The following is a 26,859-nucleotide window of genomic DNA, read 5'->3' on the forward strand; positions in this document are numbered from 1 at the left end:
TCCCCCCCCCCCCCCCCCCTTCCCCCCCCCCCCTTCCCCCCCCCCCCCCCCCCCCCCCCCCCCCCCCCCCCCCCCACGCCCTAATCCGCCCGTACCACCGCTTCCGCGCCCGCGAGGTTCACCGTGAGCCCGGAGCGCAGCGGGAGGGTCTGGCCGGGGGCGACCGTCTGCGAGGTGCCGTCGGTGCGGCGCGCGGTCCACGCGGCGTCCGAGCGGTTGGCCAGTCCGAACTTCCCCGGCTTCTTGGGGTGTTCGATCAACTCGGCCACCAGGGTGGCGTCGGTGTAGTCGTGCCGGGGCGGCTCGGCCCGCACATGGTGGGCGTGGAGCCGGGCGGCGTGGCCGAGGCGGACGTGCCGTTCGGTGCGCGGGGGCGGTGTGGTGATGACCAGCCGCGGCGGCAGCAACAGGGTCCGTCCGCAGGACCAGCAGGCGCGGGCGGTGGCCGAGCGGGGCTCGGTCATGTTCTGGCGGCCGCAGGAAGCGCAGATGACGATCGTGTCGCGCACCTCGCTCAGGGCGTCCCGCCATTGGGACTCGCGGACCCGCCGGGAGGCGTCGCGCAGGCCGTCGGTGAAGTTCTGGATGAAGAGCTTGCGCAGGGCCGGGGGTGCGGCGGCCCAGGTGGCGAGGACGGTGCCCTGCTCGGTGGGGTCGGGGGCGTTGCGGCTGTCGTCGGGGTCGAAGATGAACAGCGGGCTCTTGCCGTAGAGCTTGCGTTCGGCGGCCTCGTCCAGGCAGCGGATGGCGAGCTCCGCCTTGCCCTTGAGCGGGTGGTGGTTCATCAGCAGCATGAAGAGCAGGACGGACAGGGAGTGCAGGTCCGTCTGGGTACCGGGGATGGCGCCGCTGTCGCCGCGGACGAGTTCGGGGGCCATGAACTCCATCGTGCCGGAGATGCCGCTCGCCTCGCCCTCGACCACCGCGTTGTCGTTGTCGCAGACCAGGACGTCGCCGGTGGTGGGGTCGAAGAAGATGTTGCCCCAGGAGATGTCACGGTAGGCGATGCCCCGGGAGTGCAGCGTCTGGTACGCCTCGACCATGTGCAGCCCGGCGGTGACGAGCGCCTGGGGGGAGGTGCGCAGTCGGCGGCGGAACAGCGCGGGCAGGCCCTTGAATCGGTCGGGGCGTACGTCCATGAGGTAGCCGAAGCCGTCGCCCCGGCCGGTGACGAACGACTGGGGCCACAGGAAGCGGTCGTCGTCGAAGTCCCGGCCGACGAGCTCCTCGACGATCTTGCGCTGTTCCGCCGTGGCGCAGGCCGGGTAGTACCACTTGAGTGCCTTCTCGCCCTGATCGGTCGAGACGCGGTAGACCTCGCCCTGGCCGCCGGCGCCCAGCATCCCGGTCACGACGGCTTCGTGGCCGTCGTCGATGGTGAGCCGGGCGCCGTTGTCGAGCATGCCGGACATCAATTCTCCGTTTCTCGGTGGTGTGGTGCGTCCTGCGGAGGTGCGCTCTCCGGCGGTGCGGCGTGCGGGGGCGCCGGCTCCTGTCGGAGCCGCTCCCGCGGGTCGCCGGTCTCGCGCTCCCTGACCGCCGGTGGCCGCCAGGCGGCGACCACGGTGGTGTCGTCGCCCGAGTACTTTCCCGCGTGCGCGAGCCAGCCCGGCAGGGCCTCGCGGATCGCGTCGGCCCCCGCGGTGTCCAGCCGTTCGCCCAGCTCGCGGACGAACTGGACGAACCCCTCCTGTGCCGCGAAGCTCTTCGACAGCCCGTCCGTGGAGAGCGTGACGCAGCGCGGCATCCGGTCGGGGTCCGCGACGGGCGCCCAGTGCACCCGCATCAGCTCCCATGCCCGGGGCGCGCAGAGCGACTCCGTCTCGTCCCCGAGCTCCGGCTCGGCCGGGGCGAGCGGCGCGCCGACCGAACCGTCGGCCTCGACGACCATGAGGTCGCCGTCCCCGAGCTGCCAGGCGGCGAAGAGGCCGGGCACGAGGACGGCGCCCAGCAGCGTCGTGCCGTAGGGGCGGAAGGCCACGCTGTCGTCGGACGCGTCGGTCGGCGGGTGGTCGCGCAGGTGCCGACGGACCTCTTCCTGCCAGTCGCGCACGACCTCCCGGGGCAGCCAGTGGCCGGCGGCGTGACGCAGTCGGCGGAGGTCCTCCGGCGCCCGCGCGCGCTCGGCGAACGCCCGGCCGCACCGGATGAAGACATCGACGGCGAACCGCGCGCCGAGATGGCTGCGGGTGTAGGCGGCCGAGCCGTGCCCGTCGGCGACGGCGAGGACGAGGGTGTCGTCAGCCGGGGCCTCGACGTCGCACCAGTCCTGATTGCGGACCTTGGCGGGGCCCTGGACGCTGTCCCGCAGGATTTCCCAGTGCGGCACGCTCACCACACGGCGTCGTCATCGTCGTCGTCGAGCGTGGGCGGCGCGAACGCGGGCCCGGGCGCCTTGGTCAGACCGCCTACGACGGGCTGCGAGGCGGCCTTCACAGCGGCGGTCGAGGCCCAGCGGATCGCCGCCGCCAGCTGCTTGGGGCTGTTGGCGTCGAGGACGGGCAGCTCGGGGTTGCCGAGGAATTCCTGCAGGACGTCCCGGTCGGCGTCCTGGCCGATGGCGATGGCCACGCGTACGGCCTTCTTGCCCCAGGGCGTCGCGTCGATGGCCTTGAGGCCCGTCCGCCACTCGTCGAGCGGCTGGCCGTCCGACACGAGCGCCAGCACGGGCTTGAGCGCCCGCTGCGGCATGGGCGGCGTCTCCAGCTCGCGCGCGGCGAGGGCGAGCGCCGCGCCCAGGTTGGTGCCGCCGTCGACCTGGACGTCCTGCCAGGTGAAGTCGTCGATGGCGACGGGCACGGGCGTGTGCCACTGCGCGGTGGTGGAGAAGGTCATGACCCGCACCAGCAGTTGGGCCGCCGGGTTGTCGTGGGCCACCGACCGCATCTCCGGGATCGCCTCCCGGATCGCGTAGTTGAGCTGCCCGATCTTCTCCCCGGACATGGAGTACGAGCAGTCGAGGATCCAGATGAAGTGAACCGGGCGGTTCTCCATCGGGCCTCCGGGAATGTCGCTCACGTCGACATCACCCTCCGTTCAGCATGAGCAGGACGACAACCACGGCCGCGCCACCCACCATTGCGGTGGCGGCGACTAACAGGCCCAGCACGACGCGGCGTTGCCGCGCGGTGTGGGTGGGCACCCCGGTGGGCGCGTGGGTGGATGCGGGTGTCACCTGGGGTGGTCTCCCTCGTCGTTCGGGACAGCGTCGACCCTAACCGGGTCTGTGGGGCCCGTCAGCGTTTTCCCGCCCCACGGGCGTCGGCGACCTCGGCCGCGAGCAACTTCCTTACGGGAAGTCCTGTTTGTGACAGCAGCCAGAGGACGGGTTCGGCCGCCCGGCGCGCCTCGCCGCTCTGCGCGTCCGCTCCCGTGGCGGCGTGGGCGCTGATGGCCCAGTAGCGGGTGCGGCCGAAGCTGTGGTCGAGGCCGCGCACCAGATTGCCCAGGCCGACGCTCTCCAGCCAGGAGTCGATGCGCGGGCCCGGCACGGGCAGGGAGACCAGGTGGTCGAGGACGTCCCGTTTGGTCACCACCGTGGCGACGGGGGTGCGCCGACGCCGGCCGGTCAGTGCCTGCATCTCCCCCGCCAGCCGGTCGTACGTGGCGGTGGGGCCCTCCGGGGAGGGGCGGGCGGAGACCGCCCGTGGCGCGTCGTCGCCGCCCAGCCGGGCGCGCACACCGGGCTCGGCCAGCGCGTCCACGACCATGACGACTCCGGTGGCGTGCGCGAGGTACTGCTGCTCGCGGACTGTCTTCGCGTCCCGCAGGGTCTCGCCCATCGGGTCGTACAGATACAGCAGCCGACGGCGCCGTCCGCGGGAGACCCGCAGCATGAAGGCCCGCGGCTGCCGGGCGGTGGTGGCGTGGGCGAAGCCGTCGCCGGCCAGCTGCCGGTCGAGCGCGTCGAGCTCCCGTGCGTCCTCGACGGTGGCGAACTCCACCTCCAGCGAACCGCGCCGGTCCCAGGAGCGCAGCCCGGCGACCATGGCCGCCAGCAGCATCGTCTTGCCCGACGACGTGCCGCCGACGATCGGCACATGGACGATCCGCGCGGCCGCCAGCTTCCGGGGCAGCCGCTCGTCGCAGTGCGGGCAGTGCCCGGTCAGCGCGTCACGGCCGGCCGGAAGGCTGGTGGCGAGCTTCCGGCCGCACGCGCAGATCCGCCACAGCGCGCCGAAGCGGCCCGGCCGCAGACGTGCGTGCGAGGCACCGCAGTCCGGGCAGTGGTAGACCGGCAGGGCGATCGGCCGGTAGCAGCCGGGGTAGGGGCACTTCATGCGGACGCCACGGGCGATCAGCCCTGCTCTTTCCACGGCCCGCACGGCGAGGGCGGTCGCGGCGAGGGCCACGACCACCACGGCGACCAGCAGGGCGAGCGTCAGCAGTATGACCGCGAACAGTCCGGCGGCGCAGACCGCGCCCAGGGCCGCGCCCACGGCGACGCCCAGGCCGGTCAGCCACAGGACGCAGCGGGTGAAGCCGTTCACCCCCCGGGAGCCGCTCGGGCGGCGGCCGCGCAGCAGATTGCGCGTGATCCGGCCGAACCACTCCTTGGTCAGGGTGTGTTCGACGGCGCGGGTTCCGCTGCGCGCGGCGGAGCCGATGTCCTTCCACACCTGGCGGAACCAGTACGAGAAGTGGGCGGGTTCGCCCGCCGTGCCGGGCCGTTCGACGCGCGGGTCGGGGGCGCCGGGCTGCCACGGCCCCAGGCAGCGGCCGGTCGTGCTGAGGGCGCGCCAGAGGAACTCCGGCGCGGTGCGCAGGAAGACGGCGAGGACGCACAGTTGGAACGGCCCGCCCAGTAAGTAGGTCATCGGCCGGGCTCCTCTCCGGGGCGTTCGATGTCTCCCGGCCCGTAGGCGGGTCCGGGTGCCCGGCCGCCGCGTCCGCGCCAGCGGCCGCCGAGTCTGCCGAGCACGCCGGGCCGGTGCCAGTCCCCGAACGCCTCGGCCCAGCCGCCTCCGCGTCGTCGCAGGCTCTCCAGGAGGGCCTCGACGTCCTCGGCGGGCATCCGGCGCACCACGGGCTTCAGCACGGAGGCCAGCAGTTCGGTACGGGTCCGCTCCCACAGCGGGTCGGCTCCGGAGGCGGTGTGCCAGGCGACGAAGCAGGCCGCCGCGTACGACGGGGAGCGGCGCAGCGCGCTGCCGAGCCCGTCGCCGCGGGCCCGCTCGGCGTAGGCGCGCAGCAGCGACTCGTCGCCGGAGTGGATGAGGGCCCGCAGTTCGCCGGGGGGCTGTCGTTCGGCCAGCAGCCGGTCGGCGAGGGCTGTGCCGAGGCGTTCCTCGATGCCGGTTTCGAGCGGGTCCGCCTGGGGTCGTACGGCGAGCGCCCGTTCGGTGAAGCCCGGCTGGGCCTCGCCGGTGGTCAGCTCTCCGGCGAGTTCGAGGAGGAGCAGCGCGGCCCGCTGCCGGGGGGCGAGGCTGTGCGCGCAGTGGACGAGCAGGGCTTTGGCGAGGTCGGGTGCTTCCCGGTCGTCGGGGGCGCTGTCCAGGGCGGTCTGGATGAACACCTCGTCGAGGCCCGCCGCGCGGTGCCAGGCCGCGGGGAGCTGGGCGAGCAGGGTGCCCGCCTCCACGGGGCGCAAGGGGCGGTCGCCCTCGACGAGGCGGAAGGCGGCGCGCAGGACGGACGGTTCGGCCCGGTGTTCGGCGCCAGCGGCTTTCATGAGCGCGTCGAGCAGGGCCGGCCGGTCGGGTCGTAGCCGGCCGTCGGCCGTCAGGGCGCCGAACTCGCGGGCCACCCTGAGGTGGGGGTGGTCGGTGAGGTCGGCGTCGGGCAGTGCGGCAAGGGCGTGGGAGACGCGGCCCGGGTCGTCGGTCGCGGCGTGCTGGTCGAGGGTGTCGAGCACGGTGGCGGTGAGGGTGCCGTGCGGGACGAGGGCGGTGGCCACCGCCCGGCGGTCCTCGGCGGTGCCGTCCAGCAGGGCGGTGGTGAGGCGGGCGGTGAGCGCGGGCACGGCGCCCCCGTAGGCGATGTCGCGGTCGGGGCGGAGCGCGTCGGCGAGGCCGAGCAGGGCGAGGAGCGGGCCGAGGGGGCTGTCGGGGTCGGCCGCCGCCCGGTCGAGTGCGTCGTGCAGGTCGCCCCGGAGGGGGGCGGTGGCCGTGTCGTCGGCCAGCCGGGAGAAGGCGTCGGCGAGCCCGGCGAGTGCCGTCCATTCCTCGGGGGTGCGGTCCGTGCCGCCGGCGGCGAGGGTGGTGAGCAGCGGCGGCCAGAGGGTGTCGTCGGCCTCGGCGTGTTCGTGGGCCGCACGGGCCGCGGCAGTGCGCCCGGTGGCGTCGAGGGCGATGCCCGCGCGGGCCGCGAGGACGGCCAGCCGCCCGGCGTCGGAGCCGGTGTCGTCTCCAGTGTCGTGGCCGGTCCGGGCGGCCTCGGCGAAGAGCTCGGGACGGTCGGCCAGCCAGACGCGGGCGGCGACGGCCGCCCACGGGTCCGGTTCCCGGCGGGCGGGGCTGGAGTGGCCTCCGGCGCAGTCGTGGACGCGGTAGCGGTGGTCGGCGGCGGCCCCGGCGAGGTCGAAGTCGGCGTCCGGCAGGGTGCCGACGATCTGCTGGCGGGCGAGCTGTGGCCGGCGGGTGTAGGTGGTGAAGGTGAGCCGGACGGCCCGCTCGCGGGGCAGGACGGCGCTGGCGACCGCGATCCAGTGCGCGGTGTCGGCGGTGTCGCGTTCGACGACGAGGAGTTGCGGGGCGTCGGCGGTGCGCAGCAGGGCTCGTACGTCGGCGAGGAAGGGCTCGAGCCGGTCCGCGCGGGCGCGGCAGAAGCGGATCAGACCGGCGCGGTCGACCCGCCGGGCGGGGGTGAGGGTCGTGAGCGGACCGGGGTGGCGCTCCTCGGGGGTGCGGTCGGTCCACGACGGTGACTCCCACGCCTCGATGGGCAGCAGGCCGCCGGGCAGGGCGCCGTCCTCGGGCAGGCGGACGGCGTGGGCGTGGAAGTTGCCGTAGCGGCCGCTGTAGTCGGTGCCGGTGTAGACGGTCCGGCACAGCAGCCGGCTGCCGTCGGAGAGCGTGCTGTGGCTGAACGCGATGGGGAACACGGCGAGTTCGTCGCGTGTCGGGCGGCCGGGGGCGTCGCGCGGGGGTTCGTACCCGACCAGTTGCTCGACCTCCCCCAGCAGCGCGGCGGGCAGGGCGGCGCTGACGGCGGTGAAGCGGAAACCGGAGCCGTCCGGGCCGGGGGCTGCGGAGGTGTAGTGCAGCTGCGGCAGGTTCACGCGGCTCCCTTCTTGGCCTTGCGGACGGGCAGCAGGCCGCGGCGGGCCAGCAGCCACAGCAGGGGGTCCTCCACCCGGGTGGGCTGGGGGCCGGATTTGGGGGCGTCGGCGGGGGCGTCGGCCGGTGGCGGGGCGCCGAGCGCGGAGAGGCCGAACAGGGCGACGTCGGAGAAGTCGCTGTCGAGCTGCCGGCACAGCGCACCGCCGTCCCAGCCGTCCAGCAGCGAGCGCACCTCCTCGTGGACGACGGGGCGCTCGGCCTCGTCCAGGGCGCCGCCGTGGTGCGGGGCGTTGTGGTGCAGCGGCGACTGGGGGGAGAGCAGCGGGCGCAGCATGTCGGTCTTGGTGAGCGCCACGGCGATGGGGGTGGACAGACGGCCGCGGGAGCCGGAGCGGCCGTGGCCGCGCAGTTGGGCGGCGACGTCGGCGGCGATCTGCTGGGGCGCGGTCTCCACCGGCGGCAGGGGCGGCCCGCCGGGGCCGCCGAGCTCTTCCCTGACGGGCGCCATCTGCAGCGGGTCGACGAGCAGGATGATGCCGTCGGCGGCGGCGAGGTAGGCGGTGTAGCGGTCCATGGCCTCGGCGTTGCGCAGGTCCTCGCCGGCGGCGTCGAAGAAGACGAGGGCGGTGTGCCGGCTGCCTTCGCCGAACCGGCCCCGGTGGGGCACGCTCAGCCGGTAGAGCAGCGGGTCGTTGAAGCCCAGCGCGGCGGGCCGGGTGGCTTCGGGGAGCTGGAGCCGTTCGTAGAGTTCGGCGGCCATGTCCCGGTCGCGGCGCTGGGTGTCGCTGCCCATCGCGGCCAATGACGCCCGGTAGGCGCCGCCGACGCGGTGTCTCAACTCGTTGACGAGCACGGCGACGTAGGTGCTCTTCCCGGTGGCCTTGGCGCCGACGAGGGCGATGATGCGGCTGTCCTGGTCGCAGTAGTCGCTGGGCAGGTCGCTGTGGCACTGCCGGCAGACCCGTACGGGCGTGGCGACGCCGCAGCCCGGGCAGTCGGCCCGTTTGGCGCCGATGCGGAAGGCCCGCGGCGGGTCGAAGACGGGGCCGCGCATCCGGGCCTGCGGGGCGATGGAGGTGCCTTTGAACTGGGCCCAGACGTCGTCCCGTTCGGGATCGCACTTGGTGCCGCCGCGGATGCCGGAGGGGGACATCAGGCAGCGGTAGCCGAGCCGGCCGGACTGGCCACGGGTGAAGCAGTAGGGACAGATGACGGTCGTCATGTCAGCGCACCACCAGGTCGTTGTGCGGGGGTTCTTCGAGTCGTACGGCGTGGGCGTGCGGCCCGGTCAGGAAGGCTCGCAGGGTATACGGGCGGCGGACTCCCGCGTCGGCCACGGCGGTGTCGAGATCGCGCAGCACGGGCCCGGCGAGCAACTCCGCACCGCTCAGGCGCAGTACGGGTGTGCCGTCCCGCACGGTGCGCGGCGGGTCCGATGCCCGGCGGGAGGCGCTGCCCGCGCGGGCGACGAGCACGAACCCGGGCAGTTCGGGGGCGGCTTCACCCGTTTCACCGACCGGCCCGGCGGGCTCGGGGGTGTCGGCCCGTACGGTGACGCGGCGGCGTCGGGCGGTGAGGAATCCGGGGCGGTCGAGCGCGTAGCTTATGGCCAGGTCGGCGGGGAGCGCGGTCTCGGCGGAGGCGGGCGGGACGACGACGTCCGCGTCGGCGACCGCGAGGGGTTCGACGCGGAACCGTGCGGCGGCGCGGGTGATGGTGAGGTGGAGGCCCTCGCGGAGGTAGGTGCTGCGGGTCAGCCGCCGCTCGTGCGTCGTGTCCGACTGCCACCAGCGGACGAGGACGCGGTCCGTTGCGCGCGGCCAGTCGAAGGTCAGCCGGGCGCGGGTGGGCTCGACGCGGCGGGCCGTGAGCTCCGGCACGCCTTCGGGCACGTCGACGCGCACGCTGGGGCCCGCGACGGCCCGGTCGCCGAGGACGGTGACGGCGGTGACGCGGGTGGCGGCACCGGCAGGCGGGCGGTACGCGGCACTCCCGGCCCGGGGCGCTCCGCACGGGAGCCAGCCCAGCTCGGGCGGCAGGTCGGCGGCGGGGGTGCGCAGATCCTCGCCGGGCGCGGGTGGCGGGCCGGGCCAGTCGAGGAGCCGCACCTGTCCACGGTCTCCGCCGGTCCAGTCGACGTTCAGGACGCCGGGGGTGTCGCCCTGGCGTACGGTCAGGCCGGTCACGGGGTCGGGCCAGGGGTGGACGGTGCGGTGTGCGGCCACGCCCGGGGAGCGGACCTCCCGGCCCGCGGCCGTGCGGTAGACGCAATGGATCCGGTAGCGGTGCTCGCCGGGCGGCAGGCCCCGGTCGGTGAAGCCGTGCGGGCCGACGGGCACGTCGGTGGCCGCGGAGCCCGGGCCGGTCCGTACGACGGTGATCCGGTGGGTGCCCGGCGGGGTCCGCCACTGGGCGTCGACGCGGGCCCGGCTGTCGGTGAGCGTCACGTCCGACACCTCGGGTGCGACGAGGACCTCGGCGCCGACGAGCGGTCTGCCCGCGATCCGGTCGCCGTCGAGCGGGAGGGCGGCGTAGCGGACGCGCTCGCCGAGTGGCGCGGCCTCGTCGACGAGGTCTCCGATGGGCGCGGGGACGGTGGTGAGTTCCGTCCACCCGTCGCGTCCCACCGCGCCGCGCAGGAGTCGCCAGGTGCGGTCGACCGGGGGCTGCCGGGCGTCGGCGGGCCAGCGGAGGCGTACGCCGTCCGGCCGGACCTCGGTGCGCAGGGTGGTGGGGCGGCTGGTGCGGAGGAGGCCGTGGAGGGCGTCGGTGTCGTCCTCGGCGGTGCGCAGGGCGCGCAGATAGTGGTCGGCGGCCTCGTCCGTGGCCGCGCGGCGTTCCAGGGTGCGGGCTTCACGGAGGAGAGCGTCGGTGCGGCGGGCCCGGGACTGGACCCGGGCCACGAGGTGGGCGAGGCGCTGATCGCCCGCCGGGGCGGGTGCCACGGCGGGTAACTGCCGGGTGAGGGCGTGGGCCCGCCGGGTGTGTCCGGCACGCCAGACGTCGACCAGGGTCTCGGCCGCCGCGCGGGCGGCGGGCGTGCTCCGCGCCGTACGGCGGGCGGCGTGGGCGAGGGCCGCGGCTTCGGCGGGGTCGACGCCGAGGGCCGTCGCCGCCTCGGGGCCGGGGCCGCGCGGGGCGTCACGCAGCAGTTGGAGGAGTTGGTACAGGACGACCCGGCGCAGCCCCATGGGGTGCTCGGCGAGGGCGGCGTCGTAGCGGGCGAAGAGGGAGCGGACCGGTTCGGGGGCGCCCGCGCGCAGGGCCGCGTCGCGGATCTCGGCCAGCAGGGCGCGGTCGACGTGTCTGCGGCGTCCGCCGCGGCCGGGGACGCGCAGCCCGTCCAGGACCTGGAAGTGCGCGCCGGGTGCGCCGCGGGTGCTGCCGGGGGGCAGCAGCGCGTCGGCGGCGTGCCGGAAGCCCGCGGCCCGTTCGGTGGCGCGGAGTTCGGCCCAGCCGGGTACGAGCGGGGAGAGCGGCATGTCCGGCAGGGCTTGCGGCAGCCCGAGGAGATCCCCGAAGTCCCGACCCATTTCTCTCTCGCCCCCGTGCCCGCGCCCGTTCCGTGCGAAGTGACATCCCACCAGATCCCGGGGGCTCTCGCCCGCGCTTTCGAGGAATGGGGGGCGTAGTCGAGAAAGTCAGGCCTGGCCCTCGGCCTCCACGACCCGGGTCAGCAGGGTGAGGAACTGTTCCCGCTCGGCCGGGTTCAGCGGGGCGAGCAGTGTCTCGTTCGCCTCGTCGCCCAGTTTCGCAAGCCGGGTGAGGCGCCTGCGGCCCTCGGAGGTCATGGTGATGGCGTTCTTACGGCGGTCACCCGGGTCGGGGGCGCGGGTGACGAGGTCTTCGGCCTGGAGGTCGTTGAGGATGCCGACCATGTCCTTGGGGTCGAAGCCGGTGGTGCGGCCGAGTTCGGCCTGGGCGACCGGGCCGAGGTCGGCGACGGCGGACAGCACCGCGTGGTGCGGCATGCGCATGCCCTCGCGGGCCAGCGCCTCGCCCACGAGGCGGCGGCCGCGGGCGGAGGCCCGGCCGAGCAGCCAACTGGGCAGGGAACGGATCCGGGTGAGGGCGGGCTCGTTCTCGGTCATGGCGGCACCCTACCGACAGAGTCGTTGGCGTTCCCCACGAAAACCATTGGCCTCCCCCATGAATTTCTGTATCGTTGGGACCTCCAACGACATCCATGAAGGTGGGGGAACGCATGCGTCGCGTCCGGTATCACGAGAACGGCGGCCCCGAGGTCCTGCGCGTCGAGGAGACCGACGTCCCGCAGCCGGGCCCCGGCGAACTGCTGCTGCGCACCGAGGCGATCGGCGTCACCCTGCCGGTGGTCCGCAAGGTCCGCGGCGGTGGTCTGCCGCTCCCCGCGAGCCCGGGCGGCGAGGTCGCCGGGGAGATCGTCGCCGTCGGCCCGGACGTGACCGGGTTCGCGGTCGGCGAGCGCGTCACGGGCCTGTGCTTCGGCGACGCCTACGCCGATTACTCCCTCCTCCACTCCTCGATGGCCTCACCCGTCCCCGAGGGCGCGAGCGCCACCGACGCGGTCGCGCTCGTCCGCTGCGGGCTGGTCGCCCTCGGCGCCTACGAGGCCGCCCGTCCGGACGAGGGCGAGTCGGTGCTGGTGACGGCGGCCGCGAGCGGTGCCGGTCATCTCGCCGTGCAGCTCGCCAAGGCGCGCGGTGCCGGGCGGGTCGTGGCCGCCGTCGGCTCGGCCGACAAGGCGGACTTCGTACGGTCGCTGGGGGCGGACGAGGTCGTGACCTACGACGAACTCCCCGCCCGCGACGGATCCGGAGCGTCCGCGGCCCCCTTCGGGCCCGTGGACATCGCCCTGGACGCGGTCGGCGGCGAGCTGCTCTCCCCCGCCGTCGCCTCGCTCGCGCCGGGCGGCCGGCTGGTGGCGTACAGCTCGGGCGGCGGGACCATCGAGGCGTACGACCTGCTGGTGGGCGCCAAGTCCGCCATCGGCTTCCAGATGGCGCTCGTCGCCCGGCACCGTCCCGCGGTGATGGAGCGGTGGCGGCAGGAGTTGTGGGGGCTGTCCGCCGCCGGGCGGCTGCGGCCGTGCGTGCATGTCGAACTGCCGCTGGAGGAGGCGGCGACGGCGCACGCGATCATCGAGTCCCGCGCCAACCGGGGCAAGGTGGTCCTGCGACCCGTGTGAGCGCATTCGGCTCATGGCGCTTGTGGGGTGAGGGGCCGCCCCGTACGTTCGGCCCACCGGACATGGGTGGTGTGGGACGTCCGGTCCACCGTGTCACGACATGTCATGACGTGCCTCGACGCGAAAGGGACGGGCCATGGCGCCGCTTCCTCCGGCACAGCCCCCGCGCACCCTCGGACCGGCCTACCGGCAGGCCGTCCGCCGCGCCCTCGGACGCACCGCCGCACGACGGGTCATGGCCGCCGTGCTCGCGAGCGCCGTCCTCGCCCTCCTCCCCCAGCCACCGCGGGCCGGGGCACTGGAAGCCCCCGCCGCGGACCCCGCCGCCGTGGCCCGTACCGGTTTCGAGGAGCGCGTGCTGTTCCGGGCCGCGCAGGACCCGGGCTACGCCTGCTACCGCATTCCCGCGCTCGTCACCACCGTGCGCGGCACGCTCCTCGCCTTCGCCGAGGGCCGCAAGCGCAACTGCGGGGACGCCACCGACATCGACGTCGTCCTCAAACGCTCCACCGACGGCGGCCGCACCTGGGGCCCGCTGCGCGTCGTCGACGCCGGGCGCGGCGACACGCACGGCAACCCCTCGCCCGTCGTCGACCGGCGCACCGGCCGGATCGTGCTGGCCACCACGTACAACAAGGGCCGCCCGGACGCCGGGAACTGCGACACACCCTGCGAGCGCACCCCCCACCTCCAGCACAGCGACGACGACGGTCTGACCTGGTCACGGCCGCGCGACCTGAGCGCGACGCTCCGGCCGCGCGGCTGGAACTCCTGGTACGCGACCGGGCCGGGCCACGGCATCCAGCTCACGCGCGGGCGGCACCGGGGCCGGCTGATCGTCGGGATCAACGCCGAGAGCCACGACGGCACCCGGCCCACCGCGAACCACGCGGCGCTCGCCTACAGCGACGACTCCGGTGCCCACTGGCGGCTCGGCGCGGTGGACACCCACCGGATCCGCACCGACGGCACGTACCGGCAGAAGCCGTCCGAACTGACCCTCGCCGAGCGGACCGACGACGGCTCCGGCTCCGACGGCCGGACCGGCTCCGGCGGCACCGTGTACGTGGGCGGGCGCGAGCAGGACGGCACGGACCTCGGCAACCGCGACCACGCCGTCAGTCGTGACGGGGGCGGGCACTTCACCGCCCCCTTCCGGGCCGTCCCCGACCTGTACACCCCCATGGTCCAGGGGGCCGTCCTGCCGCTGCCGTCCGGCCGCTGGCTGCTCTCCGCGCCCGCCGACCCCGACCGCCGCCGCACGATGACCATCCGCTCCTCGTACGACCAGGGCCGCACCTGGGAAGGCGTCGACCGCGGCCGGGCGGTCACCGCGGACTGGTCCGGCTACTCCGACATGACGGTCGTCGGCCGCGCGAGGGCCGGTCTGCTCTACGAGGCCGGCAAGGCCGACGCCCGCGACGAGATGCGCTTCGCCCGCTTCACCGAGGACTGGCTCGGCCCGCGCCGCGGCCCCGGCCCCACGACCCCGGACCACGCCCCGGGCGCGCGGGGGGCGTACGTGCTCGGCGGGGCCCGGCCGGTGGGCGGCCGGTTCGGCGGGGCGCTCGCCTTCGACGGCAGGGACGACGCGGTGCGCCTCCCCCACCGGGCCTCCCTGCCGCTGGGCGACGGGGACTTCACGGCCTCGCTGTGGTTCCGCTCCACCGCCACCCGGGGCGAGCAGCCGCTGCTGTGGATGGGCGGGGTCGGCGGGGCCCCGCAGGTGGCGCTGCGCGGCGAGCCGGGCGCGCGGCGGATCACCGGGCACATCACCGGCATCGTCGGCCGGGGACCGTCCAGGACCGCCACGGTCCGGGCAGCCGGCGCGTACCACGACGGGCAGTGGCACCACGTGGCGCTGCGCCGCGCGGCCGGGCTCCTCACGCTCACCGTCGACGGCGTCGAAACGTCCGTACCCGATGTGCCGGGAACGGTCAGCCGCACGTCGACCTTCGGGGTGCATCTGGGGCAGAAGCCCGGCAGCCGGTCGCATCTGACGGGTGAGCTGGACGAGGTGCGGGTGTACCGGCGGGGGTTGTCGGACGGGGAATTGGAGGCGTTGCGGGAGACGGACGCGGTGATCGGTGACACGGTTTTGTGGCTGCCGCTGGACAGGTAGTCCGCGGTACCCGTCATTTTCGAGTACCTCGCCGTCTCCCGCCGCGCGGAGCGTCCTCGATCGCCGGACGGGCTTGAAGCGGTGCGGTGTCGGATGCCCTGGTCCAGGCCTGCCACCGGGTGTGGTCCAGGCCTGGCGCGAGCAGAAGGAGCGCCGGTGCGCCCGGCGCGGAGATTCCGTGCGGATCCGGCCCGGCCCCGGGCATCAAGCGGTAGGAAAGGGGTTCGGGCCGGTACCCGACCGGGTACGGTCACGGCGCTGTGCGGAGCGTCACAAGGAGCGAGCAGTTGCGCGAGTTCACCGTCCCACCGCTGGCGACGGCGCCCCACGTCGGAGGACTGGCGGACGTCGTGTTCTCCCACGCCGAGGAGGATCCGGAGCGGGTCGCCCTCGGCCGCAAGACGGACGGCCGGTGGCAGGACGTGACCGCGGCCGCCTTCCGCGACGAGGTCATGGCGTTGGCGAAGGGGCTGCTCGCGCGGGGGGTCCGGTTCGGCGACCGGGTCGCCATCATGTCCCGCACACGGTACGAGTGGACCCTCTTCGACTTCGCGCTGTGGACGATCGGCGCCCAGCCCGTTCCGCTGTACGCCTCGTCCTCCGCCGAGCAGGTCTTCTGGATGCTGCACGACGCGGGCGTCACCGCGTGTGTCGTCGAGCACGAGGACCACGCGATGACCATCGGCTCGGTCGTCGACCGGCTTCCGCACCTGACCCGGCTGTGGCAGCTGGACGCGGGGGCGGTCGAGGAGCTCGTCGCGGCCGGGCAGCGGGTCGACGACGAGGTGGTGCACCGGCACCGCATGGCGCTCACCCCGGCCACACCGGCGACGGTCATCTACACCTCGGGCACCACCGGGCGGCCGAAGGGCTGTGTCCTGACCCACGCCAACTTCATGGCCGAGTCCGACAACATCGTCCGGCGCTACGAGCGGGTCTTCCACTCCCGGCCGGGCGACGAGGCGGCCACGCTGCTGTTCCTGCCGCTCGCCCATGTCTTCGGGCGGATGGTGCAGGTCGCGGCGGTGCGGGGCAGGGTCAAACTGGGGCACCAGCCTCAGGCGACGGCCGCCGCGCTGCTGCCCGACCTGCGGGCCTTCCGCCCGACGTTCGTCCTCGCCGTCCCCTACGTCTTCGAGAACGTCTTCGCCGCCGCCCGGCGGGCCGCGGAGAACGACGGCAAGGCCGTGCCGTTCGACAAGGCCGTCGATGTGGCGGTGCGGTACGCGGAGGCGCTGGAGCACAAGGCGTTCGGCACCGGGCCGGGGCCGTCCGCCGGGCTGCGGGTACAGCACCAGCTCTACGACCGGCTCGTCTACGCCAAGGTGCGCGACGCGCTCGGCGGCAGGGTGCGACACGCCATGTCGGGCGGCTCGGCGATGGAGCGGCGGCTGGGGCTGTTCTTCGCGGGCGCGGGGATCACGGTCTTCGAGGGGTACGGGCTGACGGAGACCACCGGGGCCGCGACCGCCAATCCGCCCGAGCGGACCCGGTTCGGGACTGTGGGGCAGCCCGTGCCGGGGACGACCGTGCACATCGCGGAGGACGGGGAGATCTGGCTGCGCGGCGGGCAGGTCTTCACCGGCTATCTCAGCGACCGGAAGGCCACGGACGCCGTGCTGCGCGGCGGCTGGTTCGCCACCGGTGACGTGGGCGAGCTGGACGCGGACGGCTATCTGACCATCACCGGGCGGAAGAAGGAGATCCTGGTGACGTCCAGTGGGCGGAGCGTGTCGCCGCTGCCCCTGGAGGAGCGCGTACGGTCGCACCCGCTCGTCGACCGGTGTGTGGTCGTCGGCAACGACCGCCCCTATCTCGCCGCTCTGGTCACCCTCGATCCGGACGCGGTGGCGCACTGGCTGACCATCCGCGGGAAACCGGCGTCGCCGCCGGGTGACCTGGTGCGCGACCCGGAGCTGGAGGCCGAGGTCCGGCGGGCGGTGGTAGCCGCCAACACGCTGGTCTCGCAGTCCGAGTCGATTCGCACGTTCCGGATACTGGGGGTCCGGTTCACCGAGGAGCGCGGGCTGCTGACCCCGTCGCTGAAGCTGAAGCGGAAGGCCATCGAGAAGGCCTACGCACGGGAGGTGGAGGCGCTCTACCGCACCGGATAAAACAAGCGGAACGAGATGCGTGTCATGGGAATGCAATCGGGGCAGGTGCCGGTTGACCATGAGGTAAGCACCCCCTGACGTAAGGATCGATTGCTCGTGAGCAAGGTCCCTTCCATCACCCTCAACAACGGCGTCGAGATGCCCCAGCTGGGCTTCGGCGTGTGGCAGGTCCCGGACGACGAGGCCACCGCGGCCGTCTCGGAGGCCCTGGCCGCCGGGTACCGCAGCATCGACACCGCCGCGATCTACGAGAACGAGGTGGGTACGGGAAAGGCCCTCGCGGCCTCGGGCATCGCGCGTGACGAGCTGTTCGTCACGACCAAACTGTGGAACAGCGCATCCGAGACGTGGACGCGCGAGAGCGTTCTGCGCGAGTTCGACGCCTCCCTGGCCAAGCTCGGCCTGGACTACGTGGACCTCTATCTCATCCACTGGCCGCGGGCCGTGCGCGACGACTACCTGACGGTAGTCCGCACCTTCGCGGAGATCGCCGAGAGCGGGCGCGCGAAAGCCGTCGGCGTCTCGAACTTCCAGCCCGCGCACCTCGAGCGGGTGATCGCCGAGACGTCCGTCGTCCCCGCGGTCAACCAGATCGAGCTGCACCCGAACTTCCAGCAGGCCGAGCTGCGCGCCCTGCACGCCCGGCACGGCATCGCCACCGAGGCCTGGTCGCCGCTCGGCCAGGGCAAGGACCTCCTGGCCGACCCGGTCATCGGCCGGATCGCCACCAAGCACGGCAGGACGGCCGCACAGGTCGTGCTGCGCTGGCACCTCCAGCTCGGCAACGTGGCCATCCCGAAGTCGGTGACCCCGTCCCGCATCCGGGAGAACATCGACGTCTTCGGCTTCGAGCTGGACGACGAGGACCTCACCGCGATCGCCGGACTCGACAACGGCACGCGCCTCGGCCCGGACCCGGACAAGTTCGACTTCAGCTGATCGAAGGTCGTGATCGCGCCGCGCGCCCTGCCGGACGGCGGGGCGCGCGGCGCTCACAATCGGGGGATGGACGTATCCATCGCCCTGTTCACTTCGGACCTGCGGCTGCGGGACAACCCCGTGCTCGCCGGCGCGCTGCGCGCGGCGCGCCGGGTGGTGCCGTTGTTCGTCGTCGACGCCCGGGTGGCGGCGGCGGGCTTCGCCGTGCCCAATCGGGCCGCCTTCCTGGCGGACTGCCTCGCCGATCTGGACGAGGCGCTGCGCGAGCGCGGCGGCCGGCTGGTGGTCCGCCGGGGCGACGCGGTCCGGGAGACCTGCCGGGTGGCGGCGGAGACAGGCGCAGGTGAGGTGCATCTCGCGGGTGGTGTCAGTGGCTTCGCGCTGCGCCGCGAGGAGCGGCTGCGGGCGGCGCTGGCAGCGGACGGGCGCGGCCTGCGGGTGCACGACGCGGTGGTCACGGCGGTGCCGCCGGGCGCGGTGCTGCCGACGGGCCGGGACCACTACGCGGTGTTCACCCCGTTCTTCCGGCGCTGGTCGGCCGAGACGTTGCGGCCCGTGGTCACCGCGCCGCGCGCTGTCCCGGTGCCACCCGAGGCGCGCTCGGAGCCCCTGCCCGAAGCCGCGTCCCTCGCCCGGGGCGAGCCGTCCCCGGCGCTGCCGGAGGGTGGCGAGCGGGCGGGCCGCAGTCGGCTGGCCGCGTGGCTGCGTGCGGAACTGGCCGGCTACGCCGACCGGCACGACGATCTGTCCGGGGACGCGACCTCCCGGCTCTCCCCCTATCTGCACTTCGGCTGTCTGTCACCGGTGGAGCTGGTCACGCGGGCCCGGCAGACTCCCGGCGCGGGCGCCGAGGCGTTCGTACGCCAGCTGGCCTGGCGGGACTTCCACCACCAGCTGCTCGCGGCCCGCCCCGACGCCGCCCGGCACGACTACCGCACCCGGCACGACCACTGGCGCCGGGACGCCGAGGAACTGGCGGCGTGGCGGGAGGGCCGTACGGGGTACCCGGTGGTCGACGCGGCGATGCGGCAGCTCGCGCACGAGGGCTGGATGCACAACCGGGCCCGGTTGCTGTCGGCGAGCTTTCTCACCAAGACGCTGTACCTCGACTGGCGGGCCGGCGCCCGACACTTCCTGGACCTGCTGGTGGACGGGGACGTCGCGAACAACCAGCTGAACTGGCAGTGGGTGGCGGGCACCGGCAGCGACACCCGCCCCAACCGGGTCCTGAACCCCCTGGCCCAGGCGAAGCGCTTCGACCCGGCCGGGGAGTACGTACGCCGCTGGGTGCCGGAACTGGCGGACCTACGGGGCCCGTCGATCCACCACCCCTGGCGCCTACCGGCCGCGGAACGATCCCGCTACGCCTACCCCGACCCCATCGTCGACCTCACCGACGCCTTGGCCCGCTTCCGCCGGGCCCGTGACCTCGACTGAACCGCCGCGAGACGGCCTGCGGCCGGCTGCCACGTCGCCCGCACCACCGCTGCGCGGCGGTCTCCTCAATCGCCGGACGGGCTGCTGTGCTGTGTCCTCAATCGCCGGACGGGCTCAATGTGGCTGAGCCCGTCCCCATCAGCCCGGACGGGCTGGTTACGGCTGAGCGCAGCCACATCCAGCCCGTCCGGCGCTTGAGGACGCGCCCGCAGGGCGCCCGCCGCCGCAGGCGGCGAGACGGCCCGCGGCCGAAGAGGCGCAGACGCACCGACCCCGCGTGGGCGGCCGGCGTCAACGGCCGGCGTCAGCGCGCCCCATGCGGCCGGGCCACAGCCTCGACGCGGCGGGCCAGTTCGACGTCGAGGCCGGTGACCTTGCCGCCCGCGCTGTGCGTGTTCACCGTCAGGGAGACCGTGTTGTAGCCGAGCGTCAGGTCGGAGTGGTGGCCCAACTCCTCCTGGATCTGGGCGATGTGGACGACCATCGCCGCCGCCGCGAAGTGCCCCTCGAAGGAGTACGTGCGGCTGATCCGATCACCGTCGGTGGTCCAGCCGGGCAGTTCCTGGAGGCGGTCCTCGACGTCCTTCTGCGAGAGCGGTTCGACTGCCATGGGCGCATCCCCTTCATCGCGAGTACCGGTGGTCCAAGCGTCCCACGGCGCGGGGGCGCTTTCGCGTCAATGTGCCAGGGGGCGCACGGCGAGTCGAGTGCACCCTTCCGGGAAAGAGGTGGCGCTTCTATGCTCCTGCGCCGGACGGGACACGTTACCGGCGGTAGGGGTCACGACATGGGCGGTACGGGCAGCACACGCAGAGGCTTCATCGGCGGGGCGGCGGCCGTCGCCGCGAGCGTCGCACCGGCCGCGCTCGGCACCCGCGCCGTGGCCGCCCCCCGGCGCGGTCCGGGGCGTGGGGCCGGCGGCCGGAGCGTCGCCGTACTGGGCGGGGGCGTGGCCGGACTGACGGCCGCGCACGAACTCGCCGAGCGCGGCTTCCAGGTGACGGTGTACGAGAAGAAGGCACCGGGCGGCAAGGCGCGCAGCATGGACGTGCCGGGCAGCGCGAAGGGCGGCCGCAAACCGCTGCCCGGCGAGCACGGCTTCCGGTTCTTTCCCGGCTTCTACCAGAACCTCCCCGACACCATGCGCCGCATTCCCTTCCCCGGTAACGCGAACGGCTGTCACGACAACCTCGTGGCCTCCAGCGAGGTGATGCTGGCCCGGACCGGCCACGAGGACATCCGCCTCCCGTTCGGCATCGTCGGCACCCCTCCCCCGCTGCTCACCCCGGACGCCCTGCGCCGCGCGCTGACCGGTTTCCTCGACGCCTTCGGGAACATCCCGCCGCAGGAGGTCCTGTACTTCGTCGGCCGGCTGCTCGTCTGGTTCACCAGCTGCGATCAGCGGCGGGTCGGCGCCTGGGAGAAGGTGCCGTGGTGGGAGTTCATCCGGGCCGCCCGGATGTCGCCCAACTACCAGCGGCTGCTGGCCATCGGCATCACCCGCAACATCGTGGCGACCAAGGCGGAGGTGGCCAGCACCAAGACGGTCTCGACGTGCATCGAGGCGTTTCTCTTCAACGCGCTGGGCCGCGGCGCGGACGGCCAGCCGGACCGGGTTCTCGACGCGCCGACCAACGAGGCGTGGATCGACCCGTGGGTGGCGCATCTGCGGTCGCTGGGCGTGACCTTCCGCGTCGGCTGGTCGGTCCGGGACCTGCGCATGGGCGGCGGCCGTATCACCGAGGCGATCGCCTCGGACCCGTCCGGTGCCCGGCAGTCGGTGACCGCCGACCACTTCGTGTCGGCGATGCCGGTCGAGCACGCCCGCACGACCTGGAACGCGGCGGTGCGGGCCGCCGACCCGAAGCTGGCGCGCTGCGACAAGCTCCGGACGGACTGGATGACGGGCATCCAGTTCTATCTGACCGAGCCGACGCCCGTCGTCCACGGTCACGTCAACCACATCGACTCCCCGTGGTCGATCACCTCCGTGGGGCAGGCGCAGTACTGGTCCGGGCGGGACTTCGGGGCCGACTACGGCGACGGCGCCGCCGTGGACTGTCTGTCGGTTGATGTCTCCGAGTGGGACAAGCCCGGCATCCTCTACGGCAAGACCGCCAAGCAGTGCACCCGCGAGGAGGTCGCGCGCGAGGTGTGGGCGCAGATGAAGGCGGGGCTCAACGACACGGGCCGCACGGTCCTGCGCGACGCCGCGCTCCACTCGTGGTTCCTCGACCCGGCCGTGGAGATCGGCGGCCCCCGCCCGACCAACGACGAGCAGCTCCTCATCCACCCCACCGGCACCTGGTACAACCGCCCGGACGCCCGGACGGCGATCCCCAATCTCTTCCTCTGCGGCGACTACGTGGCCACCGACATCGACCTGGCGACCATGGAGGGGGCCAACGCCGCGGCCCGTGCCGCCGTCAACACCCTGCTGGAGGAGTCGGGTTCGAAGGCCGAGCGGTGTGCGATCACGCCGCTGTACCGGGCGCCGGAGCTTGAGCTCCTCAAGGCACAGGACGACGTGCGCTACCGGCTGGGGCTGCGCAACGCCCTCGACCTGGGGTAGCCGCCGACGGGCGGCGGGCCACCGGTTACCGTCGGGCCATGACGACTGTCGCAGGGACCACGGGGGTGGGCGCGCTGCTGCGCGAGTGGCGGGGCCGGCGGCGGATCAGCCAGCTGGACCTGGCGCTGCGCGCGGGCTCCTCGGCGCGCCACATCAGCTTCATCGAGACGGGCCGGGCCCGGCCGAGCCAGGAGATGGTGCTGCGCCTCGCGGACCATCTGGACGTGCCCGTCCGGGAGCGGAACGCCCTGCTGATCGCGGCCGGTTACGCCCCGTACTTCGCCGAACGGTCCCTGGACGACCCGGCGCTCGCGGGACTGCGGGAGGGGATGGAACGGCTGCTGCGCTCGTACGAGCCGTTCCCAGCGCTGGTGGTGGACGGCACGTATCAGGTGCTGGCCGCCAACCGCGGCATCGCGATGCTGCTGGCGGGGGTCGCGGAGCCGCTGCTGGTCCCGCCGCTGAACGCCATGCGGATCACCATGCACCCGGGCGGCCTGGCGCCCCGCATCCGCAACTACCGCGAGTGGCGCGGCCATCTGCTGCATCAGATGGAGCGGCAGCTGGCCCTGATGCGGTCGGCGCCGCTGCGTGCCCTCTACGACGAGGTCAGCGGGTATCCGCTGCCGGAGGGCGGCGGCGAGCGCGCGGCGTCCGGGGAGGGTGGGGTGCCGTTCGCGCTGCCGATGGTGATCGAGCACGACGGCCGGGTGCTGTCGTTCATCTCGACGATCGCGACGTTCAACACCCCCATGGACGTGACCGTCTCCGAGCTGGCGATGGAGACGTTCCTGCCCGCCGACCGGGAGACGGCCGCGCACCTTCAGGAGCTGCACGGGCGACTGCCGTAGGACGACGCCGGCCGCCCCCGTTGTGCGCGGGGGCGGCCGGCGTCGTCGAACCGGGGATCAGGTGTTCAGCAGGCGCAGACCGGCCTCGGGGTACCGGCCGCCGGACACCTCGGTGGCGGGCAGTGCCTCCTCCAGGGCGCGCAACTGGTCCTCGGTGAGGGCCAGGTCGGCGGCTTTGGCGTTCTCCTCCAGGTAGGTGACGCGCCGGGTGCCGGGGATCGGGGCGATGTGCTCACCGCGGGAGAGCAGCCAGGCCAGGGCGAGCTGGACGGGGGTGCAGCCGATCCCGGTGGCGAGGGTGCGGACCCGCTCGACCAGGGCCAGATTGCGGGTGAGGTTCTCGCCCTGGAAGCGGGGGTCGGTGGTGCGGCGGTAGTCGTCCTTGTCCAGTTGGTCGAGTGAGGTGACAGCCCCGGTGAGGAAGCCCCGGCCGACCGGCGAGTACGGGACGAGGCCGATGCCCAGCTCCGTGGCCGTGGGGGCGATGTCGTCCTCCAGGTCCCGCTCCCACAGCGAGTACTCGCTCTGCAGGGCCGTGATGGGGTGGACGGCGTGGGCGCGGCGCAGGGTGTCGGCGTTCACCTCGGAGAGCCCGAGGTGGCGGACCTTGCCCTCGGCGACGAGTTCGGCCATGGCGCCGACGGTCTCCTCGATGGGGACCTCGGGGTTGCGGCGGTGCAGGTAGTACAGGTCGATGTGGTCGACGCCGAGGCGGGCGAGCGAGGCCTCGCAGGCCTCACGGACGTACTCGGGGCGGGAGTCGATGGTCGCCCCGCCGGAGGTGCCCCCGGCCCCGACGCCCCGGATGCCGAACTTGGTGGCGAGGACGGCCTCGTCGCGGCGGCCCTTGAGGGCCCGGCCGACCAACTCCTCGTTGTGGCCGTTGCCGTAGCAGTCGGCGGTGTCGAGGAAGGTCACACCGATGTCGAGGGCGTGGTGGACGGTGGCGATGGACGCCGCCTCGTCGCTCGCGCCGTAGTAGACCGACATTCCCATGCAGCCGAGGCCGATCGCGGAGACCTGGAGGCCGGAGGCGCCGAGGGTGCGCTGGTACATGAATTCCTGCCCTTGTCGATGTTGGTAGGGGTTGGGGCGGCGGGTGTCAGGCGTTCTCGGTGGCGCGGGTACCGCGGCCGGCGAGGACCAGGGTGAGCAGGGCGCAGGCGGCCAGGGCGGCGCCGATGGCCGTGACGGCGCGGGGGCCGGCGGAGGAGTCGACGATCAGGCCGCCGACCAGGGAACCGATGGCGATGGCGCCGTTGAAGGCCGCCACGTAGAGGGACGACGCGGCGTCGGACTCCTCCTTGGCCAGCTCCAGCACCCAGGTCTGGAGGCCGACCGGCAGGGCGGCGAAGGCGAGGCCCCACACGATGAGCAGGGTGACCGCCGCGGCCTTGCTGTCGCCGAAGGCCCACAGCAGGACGAGGGAGGCGGTCATCACGGCGAGTGCGCCGAGCAGGGTGGCCCGCACCGAGCGGCCGACGACGGCGCCGGCGATGAAGTTCCCGACGAATCCGGCGAGGCCGAAGACGAGCAGCAGGACGCCGACCATGCCCTCGCTGATGCCGGTGATGTCCTCCAGGTAGGGGGCGATGTAGGTGAAGGCGAGGAAGTGGCCGATCATGACGAGCGCGGTGACGGCGACGGCGGTGCGCAGTCGGCCGTTGCGGAGCACACGGGGCAGCGCGGCGAGGCTTCCGCTGCCCTGGGCGGGCAGGCCCGGCAGCAGGAACAGCACGGCGACCAGGACGATGAAGCCGACGGCGGCGACGGCGGCGAACGCGGTGTGCCAGCCGGAGTGCTGGCCGATCATCGTGCCCAGCGGGACGCCGAGCACCGAGGCGAGGGAGATGCCGCCGAGGACGATGGCGGTGGCCCGGACGGCGTGCCGCTCGGGGACGAGCCGGACGGCGATGGCGGCGGCGATGGACCAGAAGACACCGTGGGCGAGGGCGACCACGATACGGGCGACGAGCAGCATGGCGTAGCTGGAGGCGACGGTGGCCAGCAGGTTGCCGATGACGTAGGCGACGAGCAGCGCGGCCAGCAGCCACTTGCGGTCGACGCGTCCGCACAGGGTGGTCAGCGGTGCCGCGGTGATGGCGGCGACGGCGGCGAAGCCGGTGACGAGGAAGCCCGCGGTGCCGAGGGAGACGTCGACGCCGGCGCCGATGGACGGCAGCAGGCCGATGGGCAGGGTCTCGGTGGTGACGAAGGAGAAGGTGCCGAGCGCCAGGGCGAAGACCGCCAGCCAGGCGCGCAGCGGCGAGTAGCCGGCGGGGTCGGTGGCGACGTGCGCCCCGCGCTTGACGCCCGAGTCCGTTTCCGGAGCGTGCGTAAGGGTGGTCTGAGTCATGACTGGTGGTCTCCCATGGACGGGACGGGGGTGGAGGCGACGGCCGCGGGGCGCGAGGCCCAGCCGTGCGGGCAAGGGGTGGTGTCCGGGGCGTCGAGCCCCATCGACCAGCAGGCGACGGCGCAGCCGGGGACCGCGCAGAGGTCGGCGGTCGCGGGGGCGGGCCGGCGGCGGGCGTACACCGGGTAGCCGGGGTAGCCGTGGTCGAAGTGTTCGGGGGCGGGACGGGGCGGGGCGGTCGCGAGCGCGGTCATCGGGCCACGCTCCCGGCGAGTTCCCGTGCCGCGTGCCGGGTGTGGCGGCAGGGCGGTTCGCTGTCCCAGCGGAGCAGGGCGGTGCCGACGCCCATGCCGCCGCCGAAGCCGGCGAGGAGCATCAGATCGCCGTCCGCCAGGGCCCCGGCGCGCCGGGCGTGGTCGAGGGCGAGCGGTATGGAGGCGGTGCCGGTGTTGGCGTGCAGGTCGACGGGCAGGTGGGCGTGCGCGTTGGGCAGCCCGAGCCGGGGGATGACCTCGCCGACCATGACGCCGTTGGCCTGGTGCGGGATGAAGTGTTTGACGTGGGCGGGGTCGACGCCGTGGGCGTCGAGTACGCCCTGGACGGCGAGCGGCAGCCGCTCGTTGACGAAGTCGCGGACTTCCCGGCCCCGCATCTTGAAGAAGTGCTGCCCGTCGGCGAGGGTGCCGGCCGAGGCGGGGTGGCGGCTGCCGCCCGCCTGCACGCCGATCAGGCCGTGCAGGCTGCCGTCGGTGCTGGTGCCGGTGCCGAGGATGCCGTGGCCGGGGCGGGCCGGGCCGAGGACGACGGCTCCGGCGCCGTCGCCGAAGAGCACCGCGGTGCGGCGGTCGGTGTGGTCGAGGATGCGGGAGTAGACGTCCGCGCCGATGACGAGCGCGTATTTGGCCGTGGTCCGCTCGCCGACACCGGCCAGCAGCTGGGCGCCGGTCTGGAGCGCGAAGACGAAGCCCGCGCAGACGGCGTTGATGTCGAAGGCCGCGGCCTGGGTGGCGCCGAGCCGGTCCTGCACCAGGCAGGCGGTGGCGGGCTGGGGGTGGTCGGGGGTGGACGTCGCCACGATCACCCAGGCGACGTCCCGCTCGGTGATGCCGGCGTCGTCCATCGCGGCCCGGGCCGCGGCGTAGGCCAGGTCGGAGGTGGCCTCGTGGGGCGCGGCGTGGCGTCTTTCGTGGATGCCGGTCTTCTGGACGATCCAGTCCGCGGTGACGCCGGCCCGGTCGGCCACCACGGAGTTGGGCACGATCTGCGCGGGGAGGTACGAGCCGGTGCCGATGATTCCGGTGGCGGTCGTGGCGGGTGAGTAGACGGTCATCGCTGGGGCTCCAGGGGGGTGAAGAAGTACTGGTGGCTCAGGCGGGCCCGGTCGTCGAGGTGGGCGTGGACGACCGGGTCGTCACCGACCGCGACGGGGTGGCCGACGGAGTCGAGCATCGGCAGGTCGGACGGGTGGTCGCCGTACGCGTAGCAGTCGCGCGGGTCGATGTCCGGCCGGGTGGCGAGCAGGTCCCGTACGGCGTCCGCCTTGTGCGCGCCGATCATCGGCGTCCCGATCCGGCCCGTGTAGCGGCCCCGCTCGACGAGGGGACGGGTGCACAGCACATGGGCGGAGCCGACCTCCCGGGCGATGGGGTCGAGGCACGCGGGGAACGACCCGGAGACCAGGACGATCTCGGCGCCCGCCGCGCGGTGGTCCGCCAGCTCCCGGCGGGTCTCCTCGATGAAGAGGCCGACCGCGTCCCGGTCGGTGTACCAGCGCTCGCCCAGGGCGGCGATGGTGGCCGCCGAGTCGCCCTCGTAGGCCGCGTAGTAGGCGCGGTTGATGTCCTCGCGGGCGGCGCCCTCGCGGGCCGCCCGCTGGAACCCCTCGTGGAGCCGTCCGTAGTCGACGACACCGTCGGCGCCGTACCGGATGCTCAGTTGGTACCGCAAGAAGTCGAACATGCTCTTGCAGTTGATGAGGGTCTCGTCCACGTCGGCGAAGACGAGGTAGGGACGAGAGGCCATGGGGCTCTCCTTCCGGGTGGCGGTGAACGGTGGTGACGGCTACGAGGTGGGGTGGGAGG

21 protein-coding genes are annotated in these 26,859 nt (G+C 73.9%); 7 read left to right on the plus strand and 14 right to left on the minus strand.

Features of this window, described 5'->3' with window-relative positions; genetic code table 11:
• Positions 1 to 80 precede the first annotated feature (80 nt).
• From ACZ53N_RS28620 to ACZ53N_RS28655, 8 genes are all read right to left on the minus strand, one after another.
• The gene (locus ACZ53N_RS28620) at positions 81 to 1,412 is read right to left on the minus strand and encodes a protein kinase domain-containing protein (protein WP_469143692.1); all 1,332 of its coding nucleotides are present in this window, start codon (positions 1,410 to 1,412) and stop codon (positions 81 to 83) included.
• A complete protein-coding gene (locus ACZ53N_RS28625; RefSeq protein WP_469143693.1) occupies positions 1,412 to 2,335 on the minus strand; it encodes a PP2C family serine/threonine-protein phosphatase in 924 nt (307 codons plus the stop codon). Before ACZ53N_RS28625 ends, ACZ53N_RS28620 begins: the two co-directional genes overlap by 1 nt.
• On the minus strand, positions 2,332 to 2,994 hold the full coding sequence (locus ACZ53N_RS28630; RefSeq protein WP_469143719.1) for a vWA domain-containing protein: 663 nt from the start codon (positions 2,992 to 2,994) through the stop codon (positions 2,332 to 2,334). Before ACZ53N_RS28630 ends, ACZ53N_RS28625 begins: the two co-directional genes overlap by 4 nt.
• Before the next feature lie 242 nt (positions 2,995 to 3,236).
• Positions 3,237 to 4,817: a TRAFAC clade GTPase domain-containing protein gene (locus ACZ53N_RS28635; protein WP_469143694.1), complete on the minus strand. Its 1,581-nt coding sequence runs from the start codon at positions 4,815 to 4,817 to the stop codon at positions 3,237 to 3,239.
• Positions 4,814 to 7,219 carry a GTPase-associated protein 1-related protein gene (locus ACZ53N_RS28640; RefSeq protein WP_469143695.1) on the minus strand — a complete coding sequence of 802 codons (2,406 nt, stop codon included), beginning with the start codon at positions 7,217 to 7,219 and terminating at the stop codon, positions 4,814 to 4,816. Before ACZ53N_RS28640 ends, ACZ53N_RS28635 begins: the two co-directional genes overlap by 4 nt.
• The gene (locus ACZ53N_RS28645) at positions 7,216 to 8,442 is read right to left on the minus strand and encodes a TRAFAC clade GTPase domain-containing protein (RefSeq protein ID WP_469143696.1); all 1,227 of its coding nucleotides are present in this window, start codon (positions 8,440 to 8,442) and stop codon (positions 7,216 to 7,218) included. The genes ACZ53N_RS28640 and ACZ53N_RS28645 overlap by 4 nt, the downstream gene beginning before the upstream one ends.
• Position 8,443: 1 nt before the next feature.
• Positions 8,444 to 10,753 (minus strand): SaeA-related protein, encoded by a 2,310-nt coding sequence (locus ACZ53N_RS28650; protein WP_469143697.1) that lies wholly within the window; start codon positions 10,751 to 10,753, stop codon positions 8,444 to 8,446.
• A gap of 108 nt (positions 10,754 to 10,861) precedes the next feature.
• On the minus strand, positions 10,862 to 11,311 hold the full coding sequence (locus tag ACZ53N_RS28655) for a MarR family winged helix-turn-helix transcriptional regulator (RefSeq protein WP_469143698.1): 450 nt from the start codon (positions 11,309 to 11,311) through the stop codon (positions 10,862 to 10,864).
• Between the two features lie 113 nt (positions 11,312 to 11,424).
• Here ACZ53N_RS28655 and ACZ53N_RS28660 point away from each other — a divergent pair, with 113 nt between their 5' ends.
• From ACZ53N_RS28660 to ACZ53N_RS28680, 5 genes are all read left to right on the plus strand, one after another.
• Positions 11,425 to 12,387: a quinone oxidoreductase family protein gene (locus ACZ53N_RS28660; RefSeq protein WP_469143699.1), complete on the plus strand. Its 963-nt coding sequence runs from the start codon at positions 11,425 to 11,427 to the stop codon at positions 12,385 to 12,387.
• 235 nt (positions 12,388 to 12,622) lie between these two features.
• Positions 12,623 to 14,509, plus strand: coding sequence for an exo-alpha-sialidase (locus ACZ53N_RS28665; RefSeq protein ID WP_469143720.1), 1,887 nt, complete (start codon positions 12,623 to 12,625; stop codon positions 14,507 to 14,509).
• Positions 14,510 to 14,796: 287 nt separating this feature from the next.
• Positions 14,797 to 16,623: an AMP-dependent synthetase/ligase gene (locus tag ACZ53N_RS28670; protein WP_469143700.1), complete on the plus strand. Its 1,827-nt coding sequence runs from the start codon at positions 14,797 to 14,799 to the stop codon at positions 16,621 to 16,623.
• Positions 16,624 to 16,719: 96 nt separating this feature from the next.
• Positions 16,720 to 17,562: an aldo/keto reductase gene (locus ACZ53N_RS28675; protein WP_469143701.1), complete on the plus strand. Its 843-nt coding sequence runs from the start codon at positions 16,720 to 16,722 to the stop codon at positions 17,560 to 17,562.
• Between the two features lie 66 nt (positions 17,563 to 17,628).
• Positions 17,629 to 18,999, plus strand: coding sequence for a cryptochrome/photolyase family protein (locus ACZ53N_RS28680; RefSeq protein ID WP_469143702.1), 1,371 nt, complete (start codon positions 17,629 to 17,631; stop codon positions 18,997 to 18,999).
• Between the two features lie 304 nt (positions 19,000 to 19,303).
• Here the strand turns inward: ACZ53N_RS28680 and ACZ53N_RS28685 are convergent, their stop codons facing one another.
• Positions 19,304 to 19,609 carry a 4a-hydroxytetrahydrobiopterin dehydratase gene (locus ACZ53N_RS28685; RefSeq protein WP_469143703.1) on the minus strand — a complete coding sequence of 102 codons (306 nt, stop codon included), beginning with the start codon at positions 19,607 to 19,609 and terminating at the stop codon, positions 19,304 to 19,306.
• A 177-nt stretch (positions 19,610 to 19,786) separates the two neighbouring features.
• On the opposite strand from ACZ53N_RS28685, the gene ACZ53N_RS28690 reads away from it, so the two are divergent.
• Entirely contained in the window at positions 19,787 to 21,571 is a 1,785-nt protein-coding gene (locus tag ACZ53N_RS28690) for a hydroxysqualene dehydroxylase (protein WP_469143704.1), read from the plus strand.
• Between the two features lie 38 nt (positions 21,572 to 21,609).
• Positions 21,610 to 22,422, plus strand: coding sequence for a helix-turn-helix domain-containing protein (locus ACZ53N_RS28695; RefSeq protein WP_469143705.1), 813 nt, complete (start codon positions 21,610 to 21,612; stop codon positions 22,420 to 22,422).
• 57 nt (positions 22,423 to 22,479) lie between these two features.
• Here ACZ53N_RS28695 and ACZ53N_RS28700 read toward each other — a convergent pair whose 3' ends face one another.
• Genes ACZ53N_RS28700 through ACZ53N_RS28720 form a run of 5 tightly spaced genes read right to left on the minus strand, consistent with a single transcriptional unit; the run spans position 22,480 to position 26,800 of the window.
• Positions 22,480 to 23,478, minus strand: a complete 999-nt coding sequence (locus ACZ53N_RS28700; protein WP_469143706.1) for an aldo/keto reductase — start codon at positions 23,476 to 23,478, stop codon at positions 22,480 to 22,482.
• A 46-nt stretch (positions 23,479 to 23,524) separates the two neighbouring features.
• Positions 23,525 to 24,778, minus strand: a complete 1,254-nt coding sequence (locus ACZ53N_RS28705) for an MFS transporter (RefSeq protein WP_469143707.1) — start codon at positions 24,776 to 24,778, stop codon at positions 23,525 to 23,527.
• Positions 24,775 to 25,032, minus strand: a complete 258-nt coding sequence (locus ACZ53N_RS28710; RefSeq protein WP_469143708.1) for a hypothetical protein — start codon at positions 25,030 to 25,032, stop codon at positions 24,775 to 24,777. The genes ACZ53N_RS28705 and ACZ53N_RS28710 overlap by 4 nt, the downstream gene beginning before the upstream one ends.
• Positions 25,029 to 26,108, minus strand: coding sequence for a 3-oxoacyl-ACP synthase III family protein (locus ACZ53N_RS28715; RefSeq protein WP_469143709.1), 1,080 nt, complete (start codon positions 26,106 to 26,108; stop codon positions 25,029 to 25,031). Before ACZ53N_RS28715 ends, ACZ53N_RS28710 begins: the two co-directional genes overlap by 4 nt.
• Positions 26,105 to 26,800 (minus strand): HAD family hydrolase, encoded by a 696-nt coding sequence (locus ACZ53N_RS28720; RefSeq protein WP_469143710.1) that lies wholly within the window; start codon positions 26,798 to 26,800, stop codon positions 26,105 to 26,107. The genes ACZ53N_RS28715 and ACZ53N_RS28720 overlap by 4 nt, the downstream gene beginning before the upstream one ends.
• Positions 26,801 to 26,859 lie beyond the last annotated feature (59 nt).

The sequence above is a fragment of the Streptomyces sp. NPDC033229 genome, from assembly GCF_055576875.1.